This window comes from Geothrix oryzae (assembly GCF_030295385.1).
Lineage (GTDB): Bacteria > Acidobacteriota > Holophagae > Holophagales > Holophagaceae > Geothrix > Geothrix oryzae.
Genome location: NZ_AP027079.1, coordinates 787,862 through 799,940, shown reverse-complemented (window position 1 = coordinate 799,940; position 12,079 = coordinate 787,862). Strand labels below are relative to the sequence as shown.

The 12,079-nt window shown below is 69.0% G+C and carries 12 protein-coding genes; 3 read left to right on the top strand and 9 right to left on the bottom strand.

The window, feature by feature from the left end:
• The first annotated feature begins 11 nt into the window (after positions 1 to 11).
• The 3 genes from QUD34_RS03645 to QUD34_RS03635 are packed head-to-tail and all read left to right on the top strand — an operon-like array spanning position 12 to position 2,709.
• Complete coding sequence (locus QUD34_RS03645; RefSeq protein ID WP_286355241.1) at positions 12 to 1,463, top strand: NapC/NirT family cytochrome c; 1,452 nt, start codon at positions 12 to 14, stop codon at positions 1,461 to 1,463.
• A 35-nt stretch (positions 1,464 to 1,498) separates the two neighbouring features.
• Positions 1,499 to 2,164: a (d)CMP kinase gene (cmk, locus tag QUD34_RS03640; protein ID WP_286355240.1), complete on the top strand. Its 666-nt coding sequence runs from the start codon at positions 1,499 to 1,501 to the stop codon at positions 2,162 to 2,164.
• Positions 2,161 to 2,709: a hypothetical protein gene (locus QUD34_RS03635; RefSeq protein WP_286355239.1), complete on the top strand. Its 549-nt coding sequence runs from the start codon at positions 2,161 to 2,163 to the stop codon at positions 2,707 to 2,709. Before cmk ends, QUD34_RS03635 begins: the two co-directional genes overlap by 4 nt.
• 5 nt (positions 2,710 to 2,714) lie before the next feature.
• On the opposite strand, the gene cydB is transcribed toward QUD34_RS03635, so the two are convergent.
• The 9 genes from cydB to QUD34_RS03590 all read right to left on the bottom strand — a co-directional run bounded on the left by cydB (position 2,715) and on the right by QUD34_RS03590 (position 12,063).
• Positions 2,715 to 3,761 (bottom strand): cytochrome d ubiquinol oxidase subunit II, encoded by a 1,047-nt coding sequence (gene cydB, locus QUD34_RS03630; protein WP_286355238.1) that lies wholly within the window; start codon positions 3,759 to 3,761, stop codon positions 2,715 to 2,717.
• A gap of 9 nt (positions 3,762 to 3,770) precedes the next feature.
• Complete coding sequence (locus QUD34_RS03625) at positions 3,771 to 5,105, bottom strand: cytochrome ubiquinol oxidase subunit I (RefSeq protein WP_286355237.1); 1,335 nt, start codon at positions 5,103 to 5,105, stop codon at positions 3,771 to 3,773.
• A 95-nt stretch (positions 5,106 to 5,200) separates the two neighbouring features.
• The gene (locus QUD34_RS03620; RefSeq protein ID WP_286355236.1) at positions 5,201 to 5,626 is read right to left on the bottom strand and encodes an OsmC family protein; all 426 of its coding nucleotides are present in this window, start codon (positions 5,624 to 5,626) and stop codon (positions 5,201 to 5,203) included.
• Between the two features lie 25 nt (positions 5,627 to 5,651).
• Positions 5,652 to 6,011, bottom strand: coding sequence for a rhodanese-like domain-containing protein (locus QUD34_RS03615; protein WP_286355235.1), 360 nt, complete (start codon positions 6,009 to 6,011; stop codon positions 5,652 to 5,654).
• Positions 6,012 to 6,062: 51 nt separating this feature from the next.
• Entirely contained in the window at positions 6,063 to 6,236 is a 174-nt protein-coding gene (locus QUD34_RS03610; protein WP_286355234.1) for a DUF6132 family protein, read from the bottom strand.
• Entirely contained in the window at positions 6,233 to 6,445 is a 213-nt protein-coding gene (locus tag QUD34_RS03605; RefSeq protein WP_286355233.1) for a YgaP family membrane protein, read from the bottom strand. Before QUD34_RS03605 ends, QUD34_RS03610 begins: the two co-directional genes overlap by 4 nt.
• Entirely contained in the window at positions 6,442 to 9,732 is a 3,291-nt protein-coding gene (locus QUD34_RS03600) for an efflux RND transporter permease subunit (RefSeq protein WP_286355232.1), read from the bottom strand. The genes QUD34_RS03605 and QUD34_RS03600 overlap by 4 nt, the downstream gene beginning before the upstream one ends.
• Positions 9,722 to 10,762: an efflux RND transporter periplasmic adaptor subunit gene (locus QUD34_RS03595; RefSeq protein ID WP_286355231.1), complete on the bottom strand. Its 1,041-nt coding sequence runs from the start codon at positions 10,760 to 10,762 to the stop codon at positions 9,722 to 9,724. The genes QUD34_RS03600 and QUD34_RS03595 overlap by 11 nt, the downstream gene beginning before the upstream one ends.
• Positions 10,759 to 12,063: a TolC family protein gene (locus QUD34_RS03590; RefSeq protein WP_286355230.1), complete on the bottom strand. Its 1,305-nt coding sequence runs from the start codon at positions 12,061 to 12,063 to the stop codon at positions 10,759 to 10,761. Before QUD34_RS03590 ends, QUD34_RS03595 begins: the two co-directional genes overlap by 4 nt.
• Between the last annotated feature and the right edge of the window lie 16 nt (positions 12,064 to 12,079).

Sequence of the window (12,079 nt, the reverse complement as noted above, 5' to 3'; positions counted from 1 at the left end):
GAGGTGGCTTCATGAGTTTGGGTGAACGCATCAGAGACCTGGTCCGGCTGGCCTTCCAGCTTGGAAACAACTGGATGACCCTGATGGGCGTGGCCCTGACGACGAGCTCGGCCTTTACGCTCGTCTGGTTCTGGATCATGGAGATGACGAGCTCGAAGTCCGTGCATCCCTATGCCGGCATCCTCCTGTTCCTCATCCTTCCCGCCCTCTTCCTGATGGGCCTGATCCTCATTCCCGTGGGCATCCTCCGCCTGCGCCGCAAGAAGCGGCTGGCCGGTGAAGCGCCCACCCCCCTCCAGAAGGTGGACTTCACCCAGCCCAGCGTGCGGCGTCTCCTGCTGGTCGTGGGCGCCCTCACCTTCGTGAATGTCGGCATCATGGGCACCGCCGGCCTCAAGGGCGTGGAGTACATGGATTCCAACCGCTTCTGCGGCCTCACCTGCCACACCGTGATGAGCCCCGAGTACACGGCCTTCCTGAATTCCCCCCACTCCCGCGTGGGCTGCGCCCAGTGCCACATCGGCCACGGCGCCCCCGCCCTGGTGCGCGCCAAGATCTCCGGCAGCCGCCAGCTCTTCGCGGTGGCCTTCGGCACCTTCTCCCGGCCCATTCCCAGCCCCGTCGAGCACCTGCGTCCCGCCCGCGAGACCTGCGAACAGTGCCACTGGCCCCAGAAGTTCACGGACGACAAGCTGCTCATCCGCACCAAGTACGCCGAGGATGAGGCCAACACCCCCTCCACCAGCATCCTGCTCCTGAAGATCGGCGGCCACACCGCCAACGGCACCACCGGCATCCACGGCCGCCACCTCGACGCCATGGAGCGCATCAGCTATGTCTCCACCGATCCCCGCCGCCAGGAGATCCCCAAGGTCACCTACCGCGACGACAACGGCCAGCTGGTCGAATATGTCACCGAGGACTTCAAGAAGCTGCCCCCCGAGAAGCTCGCCAAGGCCTCCGAGCGCAAGATGGACTGCGTGGACTGCCACAACCGTCCCACCCACGCCTTCGAGCTCCCGGACCGCGCCGTGGACAAGGCCCTGAACCTCAAGCGCATGAGCGCCGAGCTGCCCTTCATCAAGAAGAAGGCCGTCGAGGTGCTGAAGGTCGAGTACGCGAACCGCGACGAGGCCGCCGCCAAGATCACCCTGGCCATCAACGAGTTCTACCGCACCAGCTACCCGGATGTGTTCAAGCACAAGCGGGCCCAGGTGGATGCCGCGGCTGAGGCCGTGAAGGCCATCTACCTGCGCAATGTCTTCCCCGAGATGAAGATCACCTGGGGCACCCACCCGAACAACATCGGCCACGAGGAATCCGTGGGCTGCTTCCGTTGCCACGACGGCAGCCACTCCTCCGCCGACGGCCGCACCATCAAGGGCGACTGCGACACCTGCCACACCATCCTGGCCCAGGACGAGAAGGATCCGAAGATCCTCAAGGACTTCGGCATGAAGTGATGGCAAGGGCGGAAACGGTCCCCCAGAATGAAGGCATGACCGCTTCCGCCCTTCCACTGATCGCCATCGACGGCCCGTCGGGCGTGGGGAAATCCACCACTGCCCGGCGGGTCGCCTCGCGCCTGGGGTGGCAGTACCTCGATACCGGGGCCATGTACCGGGCTGCCGCCCTGGCCATCCACCGGGCGGGGCTGGCCCTGGAGGCCCGCGAGGACCTCGAGCGCGTGCTGGCGGGCCTGGCCCTTACTCAGGAGGGGACGCGAATCTTCCTGGCCGGCGAAGATGTCAGCGAGGCCATCCGCAGCCAGGAGGTCACTCGGCGCGTCACGCCCGTGAGCGCGGACGCGCGCGTGCGCGAGGTACTGGTGGACCAGCAGCGCCGCATCGGCGCCACCGGCCACTGGGTGGTGGACGGCCGCGACATCGGCACGGTCGTCTTCCCCCAGGCCTGCTGCAAGGTGTTCCTCACCGCCAGCCCCGAGGCCCGGGCCCGCCGGCGCTTCCTGGAGCTCCAGGCCAAGGGCCAGGGGGCCGTATTCGAAGAGGTGCTCGCCGATCAGCGCCGCCGCGACGAGGCCGACAGCACCCGCGCCGTCGCACCCCTGCGCCCCGCCGAGGACGCCGTGGAGCTGGATTCCAGTGACCTCACCCTCGATCAGGTCGTGGACTGGATCGTGGCGCGGCACCAGGCCCACCCGTGACCCTCCTGCCCGGCCCCCTCCAGGAGGCCTGGGAAACCGACTGGCAGCCCGTCGGCACCGGGGCCATGGCGGGCGTGACCGCGGGCCTGGGCCTGCTCAGCCTCGTAGCGCTGCAATCCGAGCCCGGCTGGATCCCCCTGCTCGACGGTGTGAACCTGGTCTTCCACGAAGCCGGGCATCCCCTCTTCGGAATCCTCGGCTGGGAGCCCCTGACCATCCTGGGGGGCACCCTCCTGCAGCTGCTCGTGCCCCTGCTGGTGATGGGATCCTTCTGGCTCCGGCGCGAGGCCCCCGGAACGGCCGCAGCGGGCATCTGGGGGTTTGAGAACCTGTTGAACATTGCCCGCTATGTGGCCGATGCGCGGGCCCAGGTCCTTCCCCTGGTGGGCGGTGGCGAGCACGACTGGGCCGATCTCCTCGGCCGCTGGGGCCTGCTGGCCCAGGACGCCGCCCTCGCCCAGGGCCTCCGCGTCGTCGGTTGGCTGGGCATGGCTGCCTGCTGGGTGTGGCTGACCTGGCGCTGGCACCGGGCCAGCCACGCCTGAGCGGGCTAGTAGCCCTCCCCCTCCACCGCCGCCTTCACCTTCCCGCGGTGGAAGCGGAACAGGAAGGCGATGTAGCCGATGGCGATGGGGAAGCCGATGAGCCACCACACCAGGCCCGTGCGGAGGCCGTGGAGCCCCACGCTGGCGTTCTGGGCTGTCAGGTCGAACTGGGGCCCCAGGGTGGACCTCAGCATCACCGGGTAGACGCAGGCGGCGCTGGCGGCCAGCAGGCCGAGGATGAAGGCGCCGGAGCCCACGAAGGCCATCAGGAAGCGCTCCCGCTTGGCGCCCACGAAGACCAGGCCGAGGCCCGCCAGGAAGATCAGCGTGGCGACCCAGGCGAGCGGCGCCTTGGGCAGGTTGTGGAAGATGCCCGGGTTCACGACGGAGGTCGCGTAGCTTGAGACGACCCACAGCACCAGCACCAGGCCCCAGAGGCTCAGGGCGAGCCCCTTGCAGCGCTCATGCACCGCGCCTTCCGTCTTCCAGGCCAGGAAGAGGGCGCCGTGGGCGGTCACCGTCACCAGGGCGAAGACCCCGATGAGCACCGTGTACCAGTCGAGGATGCCGGGCTGGGGCCCGAGGCGGAAATTCGTCCACAGGGCCATCTCGAAGTAGCCGCTGCCATCCACGGGGACGCCGCGGAGCACATTGCCCAGGGCCGCGCCCAGGAGCACCGGGAGCAGCACGCTGGCGAAGGTGAAGGAGGCATCCCAGAAGCGGCGCCAGAGGCCATCCTGCAGGTGCGAGCGGAACTCGATGGAGATGCCGCGGGCCATCAGGCACCAGACCACCAGCCACATGGCCAGGTAGAAGCCGGAGAAGCCCGAGGCCAGCACCTTGGGGAAGGCCAGGAAGAGCGATCCTCCGCCGGCCAGCAGCCAGACCTCGTTGCCGTCCCAGAGGGGACCGATGGCGCCCAGCACCTCGCGGCGCTCCTCGTTGGTCTTGGCCACGACGAGGTGCAGGATGCCGGCTCCGAAGTCGAAACCATCCATGACCACATAGATCGCAACCATTACGGAGACGAGCCAGAACCAGAGCATTTCCATGGCAGCCTCCTAGGCCTTCGAGGTGTGGGAGACGGGGCCGTGGGAGATTTCCCGGCCGATCAGGAAGAGCCAGAGCACGCTCAGCACCACGAAGATCCCGGCGAAGCCCAGGGTGGTGAAGGCCGTATGGCCGGCGTTCACCGTGGGGGAGGCGCCGTGGACGGTGCGCAGGACGCCGTAGATGAGCCAGGGCTGGCGGCCGAATTCGGCCACGGCCCAGCCCGCAGTGGTGGCGATGTAGGGGAAGGGGAAGGCCAGCATCAGGACCCACAGCATGGGCCGGGCCGTGTCCAGGCGCCCCTTCCAGAGCAGCAGGGCGGCGAGTCCCATGAGGGCGATCATGATCGTGCCCAGGCCCGCCATGATGTGGAAGCTGTAGTAGAGCAGCTCGATGTTCTGCGGCCACTGGTCCTCGGGGAATTCCAGCAGGCCCTTCACATCGCTCGAGAAGCTCCCGTAGGCGATGAAGCTCAACATGGCGGGCACCTGGATCGGATTCTCGATCCTCCGCCGGGCGACATCCGGCTGGCCCACCAGGGTGAGGTTCGCGCGGGGCCCGCTTTCAAAGCGCCCCTCCATGGCCGCGAGGGAAATCGGCTGGTACTTGGCCACGAGCTTGCCCTGGATGTCCCCGGTGGGGAAGGCCACCAGGACGCTGAAGATCAGGCCCATGATGGTGCCCACCCGCAGGTTCAGCTTCGCCTGCTCCGGATGGATGCCCTTGAGGGTCCAGAAGGCCCCGATGGCGGCCACCACGAAGGAGCCCGTCACCACGGCGGCGATCATGTTGTGCGCGTACTGGCCCAGGGCCCACGGATTCAGCAGGAAGGCCCAGAAGCTGGTGAGCTGCAGGGTGCCGTCCGCGGCCACGGTGTAGCCCACGGGATGCTGCATGAAGGCGTTGGTGGCGATGATGAAGTAGCCCGACAGCCAGCTGCCGATCCACAGCGCCAGCGCCGCGCCGAAGTGGCCCTTGGGCGACAGCTTCTTCTCGCCCCAGATCAGCATCCCGAGGAAGCTGCTCTCGAGGAAGAAGGCGAACATGCCCTCCATGCCCAGGGTCTGGCCGATGATGCCGCCGGACAGGCGCGAGAACTTCGCCCAGTTGGTGCCGAACTGGAACTCCAGAGGGATCCCGGTCACCACGCCCACGGCGAAGTTGATGCCGAAGATGCGGATCCAGAAGCGCGCCGCATCGTTGTAGCGGGCCTCCCCCGTCCTCAGGCCCATGGCCTTCAGCACGACGATGACCAGCGCCAGTCCCATCGTCAGCTGAGGGAACAGGTAGTGGTAGGTCGCCGTGAACCCGAACTGAAGCCTGTGCCAGAAAAGCGGATCGCCCATGGTCCCTCCCGTCGTACCGGCCTGCGGTGCATCGAGTGCTGAAACGCGGCCAGTATCCCACGATCGAAGGGGACCTTGAGCGCAACAATCCGGTTCTATTTCAGATCGTGGGGATCCTCGACCACGATTTCCGAGGTGATCGGCACGGCCGGCCGGAGCATGGCGGACACGCCGCAGTAGGTATCTTCGGACAGCTTCACGGCCCGTTCGAGCTTGTCCAGGGGAAGGTTCCTGCCCCTGAAGAGGTAGCGCACATGGATGCCCGTGAAGATCCTCGGGTGCTCATCGCGCGATTCGGCGCTCACCTGGATCTCGAGTCCGTCGATCGGGACGCGCATTTTGTCCAGAATACTCACCACATCGATTCCGGTACAGCCGCCCAGGCCCGAGAGCAGGAGGGCCTTGGGGCGGGGTCCCAGGTCCCGGCCCCCGGCTTCGGGGCTGGCGTCGATGCGGTAGCGGTGGCCATCCTGCTCCACCGCGAAGGCAAGGCCGGATTCCCAGGTCACAGAAGTGGTCAAAGTCAACTTGATGCCTCCTCAGGTTTCAGTCGAGCAGCGTGCGGATGCGGCGCCAGGAGCCCAGGTTGGCGACTTCCGCGAACCCGGCGCGCTTCAGGACGGACACTCCGAATCCGCTGCGGCTGCCGGTCTCGCAGCAGACCAGGACGGGCCTGGTCCGATCCAGTTCCATGGCCCGCGCCTCCAGCTGATCCAGGGGGATGTTGATCGCGCGGGGATGGGCCTGGCCCTTGAATTCGGCCGTGGTGCGGACATCCACCACCTGGGCGCCGCGTTCCAGCAGGGCCTTCACCTCCGTGGCAGGCATGGACCGGCGGCTCCACAGGAAATAGCCCACGGCGATCAGGGGGATCAGGTAGATCCAGTACTCCAGGATCAGGGACATGGCCGCTCCAGGCGAGGCTTCAGAGGAAGGTTGCAGGAAATGGCCCCGGGCCTACTTCGCCAGGGCCCAGATCAGGCCCAGGACGGCGCCATAGCTGATGCCCCGCAGAGGCGTGGCCGTCAGGGGACAGGCGCCCGTGCTGCAGCCCACCAGGCGGTGCCAGCCATAGCCGAGGGCACCGCCCACCAGGAGCCCCAGGGCGAGGCGAAGGGCGGTCGCCTTCACCGGGAGCATCCCACGCCCGCGCCTTCGGGGACGCCCAGCTTGCGCAGGATCGTGGACATCAGGCACCAGTTGGTGAGGCCGCTCTGGAGCAGGTTGGCGCCCACGAAGACGGTGAACCAGATCCAGTTGGGATGGTGGAAGCGGGCGAGGGCCAGGCTCAGCAGGATGAAGGTCCCAGCCACGGTATGGACGATGCGGTCGACGGTCATGAGGGCTCCTGGGGGGCGTTCAGCACGCCCTGGCGTTGCAGGTTGGCCGCGTGGCCCCGGCGGGCCACGAGGTAGTAGAGGACGGGCACGGCGATGCGGGAGAGCAGCGTCGCGGCCACTTCACCGGCCATGAGGCTGATGGCGAGTCCTTGGAAGATGGGATCCGCCAGCATGACGGCGCTGCCCACCAGCACGGCGGAGGCGGTCAGCAGCATGGGGCGGAAGCGCACCACGCCCGCCTCCTCCACGGCGGATTCCAGCGACATGCCCTCCCTCAGCTTCAACTCGATGAAATCCACGAGGATGATGCTGTTGCGGACGATGATGCCGGCTCCGGCGATGAAGCCGATCATGCTGGTGGCCGTGAAGAAGGCCCCCATCAGCCCATGGGCGGGGATGATGCCGATGAGGGAGAGCGGAATCGGCACCAGGATCACCCAGGGGATCTGGAAGCTCTCGAACCAGCCCACCACCAGCACGAAGATCAGCACCAGCACGGCGGCGAACGCCAGGCCGAGGTCCCGGAAGACTTCCAGGGTGATGTGCCACTCCCCATCCCACTTCAGCGACAGCGATTCCGTGTTCTCGGGATGGGCCAGGCCCAGCCTCGGGACCGGACCGCCGCCGGTGCCCTTCATGGCGTCGATCTTCTTGTTCAGCGCGGCCAGGGCATAGACGGGGCTTTCGATGGTCCCCGCCAGGTCCGAGAAGACATAGGTCACGGGCATCAGGTTCTTGTGGTGCAGCGTGGCCTCTTCCGTCCCCTCCTTCACCGTCACGAGTTCCCGCACGGACACAGGCCCCCGGGCGCCGGGCACCGTGAGCTGCAGCAGCTGGTCCAGGTGCCGGCGCTTCTCCGGGGCCAGCTGGAGCACCACGGGCACCTGGCTCGAGCCCCGCAGCACATGGAAGGCGCCGGCCTGATAGCCATATCCTGCCATGGCGAGGGTCTGCACCACCTGGGCCGGGGCGACGCCATGCAGCGCGGCCTTCTCCCGGTCCAGGACCAGGCTCACTTTGGGGCCCGTGGGATTCAGCGTCGAATCCACATCCACGATGCCGTCCACGCTCTTGAAGGCCGCAAGCACTTCCCCGGAGAGCCGCGTGCGCTCGGCCTCGGTGGGGCCGTAGATCTCGGCCACGATGGTGTCCATGACCGGCGGACCGGGCGGGATCTCCACCAGTTTCATGCGGGCGCCGGCGGGCCCGGAGATCTTCTCCAGCTCGGGGCGCAGGCGCACCACGATGGCGTGGCTCTGCTCCTTGCGGTCCTGCTTGGGCACGAGGTTCACCTGCAGGTCCACCATCTCCGCGGCCTGCCGCAGGAAGCTGTGGCGGACCATGCCCACGAAGGTGAAGGGCGCCGCCTCGCCCGCATAGACCTGGACATCCTTGACGGTGGGATCCTTGAGCAGCCGCCGGGCGACATCCTGGCCCACGGCGAGGGCGTCCTCCTTCGGCGTTCCGGCCGGCAGGTCCAGCTGGACCATGAACTCCGACTTGTTGTCGAAGGGCAGCATCTTCACCTTCACCACCCCCGTGCCCACCAGGGACATGGCGCCCAGCAGCAGGAGAGCGACACCGCCGAAGAAGGCCCATCGCACCCTGGGGCGCGTCAGGAGGGCGTGCATCACGGTCCGGTAGAGCCGGGTGAAGCGCGTCTCGGGCACCTCGTCGGGTCCGGCGTGGTCGGGTTCCGGCGAGGCCGTCTCGGGGCCGCCCGGATGCAGGCCCGAGGAGTCCGTCTCGGGCAGGTGCGCCTCCTGGCGGAACACGATCAGGCTGGCCCAGGGGCTGATGACGAAGGCGATGACCAGACTGAACAGCATCGCCAGGCTGGCGCCCACGGGGATGGGCCGCATGTAGGGGCCCATGAGGCCCCGCACGAAGGCCATGGGCAGGATGGCGGCGATGACCGCGAAGGTGGCCAGGATGGTGGGGTTGCCCACCTCGTCCACGGCCTCCACCACCATGCGGGCGAAGCTCTTCTTCTGGCCCGGAAGGTGCATGTGCCGGTGGATGTTCTCCACCACCACGATGGCGTCGTCCACCAGGATGCCGATGGAGAAGATCAACGCGAACAGGGTGACCCGGTTCAGCGTGTAGCCGAACAGGTAGGTGATGAGCAGGGTCAGGGCCAGCGTCACGGGCACGGCCACGCCCACCACGACGGCGCTGCGCCAGCCCATGGTCAGCAGGATCAGGGCGATGACGCTGAGGGTGGCGATGAGGAGGTGCTCGATCAGCTCGTTGGATTTGTCGCCGGCGGTCTCGCCGTAGTTGCGGGTCACCGTGACCGAGACCTCCTTGGGGATGAGGCCTCCCCGGAGGGCCTCCACCTTGGCCAACACGCGCTCGGCCAGGGCCGTGGCGTTGGTGCCCGCGCGCTTGGAGAGGGCGACGCTCACCGCGGGCTCGAAGCCCTGGACGCCGCCGCCGGCGAAGAGCGTCACGGGAGGTTCGGGTTCCGGGGCGTCCACGATGCGGGCCACTTCGCCGAGATAGATGGGTTTCTGGTTGCGGACGCCCACCACCAGCCGATTCAGCTCGGCGGCCTGGAGGACGAAGCCCGTGGCCTCGACTTCCGTGCGGCGGCCGCGGTCGACCAGGGCCCCGGCGGAAAGCTGGGCCTCGGCAGACTGGAGGGCCGGCTGCAGGTCGCCCAGGGAGAACCCGAGGGACCGCAGGCGGTCCGGATCCGGCTCCACGCGCACCATGCGGCGGGCGCCACCCACCACCTTCACCTGGGCCGTGTCGGGCACGGCGGACAGCTCCTGCCCCAGCACCTCCGCCAGCTTTCGGAGGCCGCCGGGCGTCTGGTCCGGCCCGTGGAGGGTCAGCACCAGGAAGGGCACATCGTCGATGGTCTGCAGCTTCACGATGGGCTTCAGCGCCCCCGGCGGCAGCAGCTGCGGGTTCGCCGCCAGCTCCTGGTGCACCTTCACCAGGCTCGGCTCCTGGGGCTCGTTCACCTTGAAGCGCACCGTGAGCACCGCCAAACCGGGCCGGCTCACGCTGTAGAGGTACTCCACGCCGGGGATGCCCCAGAGACGGCGCTCCAGGGGCGTGGAAACTTGGCTTTCGACCTCCTTGGGGCTCGCCCCGGGATACGGCACATAGAGATCCACCATGGGCACGACGATCTGGGGTTCTTCTTCCCGGGGCGTGAGCCAGACGGCGAGGAGGCCCAGCAGCAGCGAGGCCAGGACGAGCAGCGGCGTCAGCTTGCTGCGCAGGAAGCCCTTGGCGAGCCTGCCGGCGAGGCCCAATTGCAGGTCAGCGGACATGCGGCACCCCGGCGATCTCGATGGGTTGGCCATCCTGCAGGCTGCCGGGGCGGTCGATGACCGCCTCGCCGGCCTTCAGGCCCGCGCGCACGGGCAGGGTGTCACCCGCGCCCTCGCCCAGGCTCAGCCAGCGCAGCTCCGCATGGCCCTCCCTGGCGACGAAGACGCCCGTGAGCTCTCCCCGCAGCACCAGGGCGCTGCGTGGCACACTCAGCCCCTCGGTCTTGATGCCGGGAACGAGCAGGCGCGCGAAGGACCCCTGGCGCAGCCCCTTGGGGGAGAGCACCCGCGCACGCAAGGTGCCCTTGTGGCTGAAGGCGTCGCCGCCCGGCGCCAGGGCCGTGATCTGGGCCTCCCCGGCCGTCCCTTCGGACTCGAACCGGAGCTTCGTTCCCAGCTTCAGGGCCTTGGCCTCGGCCTCGGCCAGGGTGGCCTCCAGCTCCTGCTCCCCTTCGCCGACGAGTTCCACCAGCGGGGTGCCCGGGGCCACGAAGTCGCCTTCGCTGACCCTGCGGGCCTGCACCACCCCCGCGAAGGGCGCGCGGATCTGCGTGTAGGCGAGGTTGGCCTTGATCGCGGCCACGCCGGCCCGGGCCTGGGCCAGCTGGGCCTGGGCCTGCTCGACTTCGGAGGCCGTGCTGGCCTTCTGGGCGAAGAGGGCCTGGATGCGCCGGTGGTGGGCCTCCACAGTGCCGAAACCGGTCTCCGCGGCCCGGAGCTGGGCCTGCAGGTCGTCATCGCTCAGCACCACCAGCAGCGTCCCGGCCGCCACGCGCTGGCCCTCCTGGACCGGGGTCCGCCGGACCTGGGCGGCCATGCGCGTCGACAGCGTGGCCGTCCGCGTGGCTTGCAGCGTGGCCGCCACCCAGCTGCCGCCCTCCGTCTGGGAGGGGGCCGCCAGGGACACGGCCACCTTCGGCAGCGCCTTCGCCTGGGGCCGGGCCTCCTGTCGGCCGCAGGCCAGGGTGGCCATCAGGGCACCGGCCGCGGCCAGGGCGGGCCAGGTCGCTGAAGTCGTCATCACTTTCATGGGGTCACTCCTTCGATGGGGGCGCCGGTGGCCAGGTCGAGGGCCGCGCGGCTGACGCGCAGGTCGTAGAGGCTCTGGAGCAGGAGGGTGCGGGCTCCCTGCACGGCGGCCTCCGCATCCAGCACATCCGTGAGGGGGGTGAGCCCCTCCCGGTGCCGGGCCTCCCGCAGCCGACGGGATTCCGTGGCCGCGGCCAGGGACTCCCGGGCGGCGGCGTGGCGGGCTTCGGCGGCCACCACGGCCTCGCGGGCCGCCCGGACTTCGTGCTGCGCCTGCTGCCGCTTGAATGTCCACATCTCTTCCGCGGATCGGGCCTGGGCGCGGGCGGCCCGCGCCTTCGACTGGTCCGGGGCCGAGAACACCTTCCAGCTCACGCCGAGGGCGGCCCAGGTCCAGGTGCCGCCCTGGCTCCAGGACTGCCTCAGCGTCCCGGCGCCCAGCTCCAGCCCCACTTCGGGCAGGAGGCTGCCCTTGGCGGCCCGCGCCGCCTGGGCCGCGGCCTTCGCCTGGAATTCGGCGGCCTGGAGATCTCCCCGGGAGCCGCTCGTCGAGGCAGCGGACGGACCCGCCGGGGCCTCGGAAAGCGGCGTGGCGAGCGGCCCTTCCACGGGGCCGGTGCCCGTCAGCAGGCCCAGCCCGGACCGCGCCGTGCGCAGCTGGCGGGTGGTCTCGGCCCCCTGGGCCTCCACCTGCGCGCCGAAGGCCTTGAGCCGCTGCAGTTCAGCTTCGAGCATCAGGCCCTGGGCGACGCGGGCCCCCACAAAGGCCTGGAGTCCCTGCACCCAGGTGCGGGTATCCGCCACCCAGACCAGCGCCTGCTCGGCCACCTGGGCCCCGAAATAGGCCTCCACCACCGCCAGGGCCGCCTCCTGCTCCCGTCGGGCCTGGCTGGCGGCCTCTCCCTGGGCCGAAAAATCGCCCGCCGCCCGAGCCGCGCCGAGGCGACCACCCGTGTACAGGGGCTGGCGGAGGACCGCGGAGCCCCCGAAGCCCGCGATGGGATCGGGCCGGTTCAGGCTGGACGGGTTGAAGTCCATGGCCGTGATGCGGCTCTGGTTCAGCTTCATGCCGAAGGCCATCATCGGCTCGTCCGTGCGCACACCCTGGGCGTTCAGGGTGAGGGTGGGCAGGCGCAGGTCCCGCTGGCCGGAGGCCTCCTCCCGGCGGCTTTCGGCCAGCGCCCGGCCCGATTTCAGGCCGGCCTGATCCTTCCAGGCCCTTCGGATGGCCTCGGCAACCGTGAGCCCGTCCTGGGCCAGGAGGCCTCCGCCAACGGTCAGAAGCAGGGCCAGCGTTCGCATTTTACAAATAATCATA

Bases quoted from the DNA above. Each gene is read 5' to 3' on its own strand.
- QUD34_RS03645 (WP_286355241.1), top strand. From the start codon at position 12: ATGAGTTTGGGTGAACGCATCAGAGACCTGGTCCGGCTGGCCTTCCAG.
- cmk (WP_286355240.1), top strand. From the start codon at position 1,499: ATGACCGCTTCCGCCCTTCCACTGATCGCCATCGACGGCCCGTCGGGC.
- cydB (WP_286355238.1), bottom strand. From the start codon at position 3,761: ATGGAAATGCTCTGGTTCTGGCTCGTCTCCGTAATGGTTGCGATCTAT.
- QUD34_RS03625 (WP_286355237.1), bottom strand. From the start codon at position 5,105: ATGGGCGATCCGCTTTTCTGGCACAGGCTTCAGTTCGGGTTCACGGCG.
- QUD34_RS03615 (WP_286355235.1), bottom strand. From the start codon at position 6,011: ATGTCCCTGATCCTGGAGTACTGGATCTACCTGATCCCCCTGATCGCC.
- QUD34_RS03605 (WP_286355233.1), bottom strand. From the start codon at position 6,445: ATGACCGTCGACCGCATCGTCCATACCGTGGCTGGGACCTTCATCCTG.
- QUD34_RS03600 (WP_286355232.1), bottom strand. From the start codon at position 9,732: ATGTCCGCTGACCTGCAATTGGGCCTCGCCGGCAGGCTCGCCAAGGGC.
- QUD34_RS03595 (WP_286355231.1), bottom strand. From the start codon at position 10,762: ATGAAAGTGATGACGACTTCAGCGACCTGGCCCGCCCTGGCCGCGGCC.
- QUD34_RS03590 (WP_286355230.1), bottom strand. From the start codon at position 12,063: ATGCGAACGCTGGCCCTGCTTCTGACCGTTGGCGGAGGCCTCCTGGCC.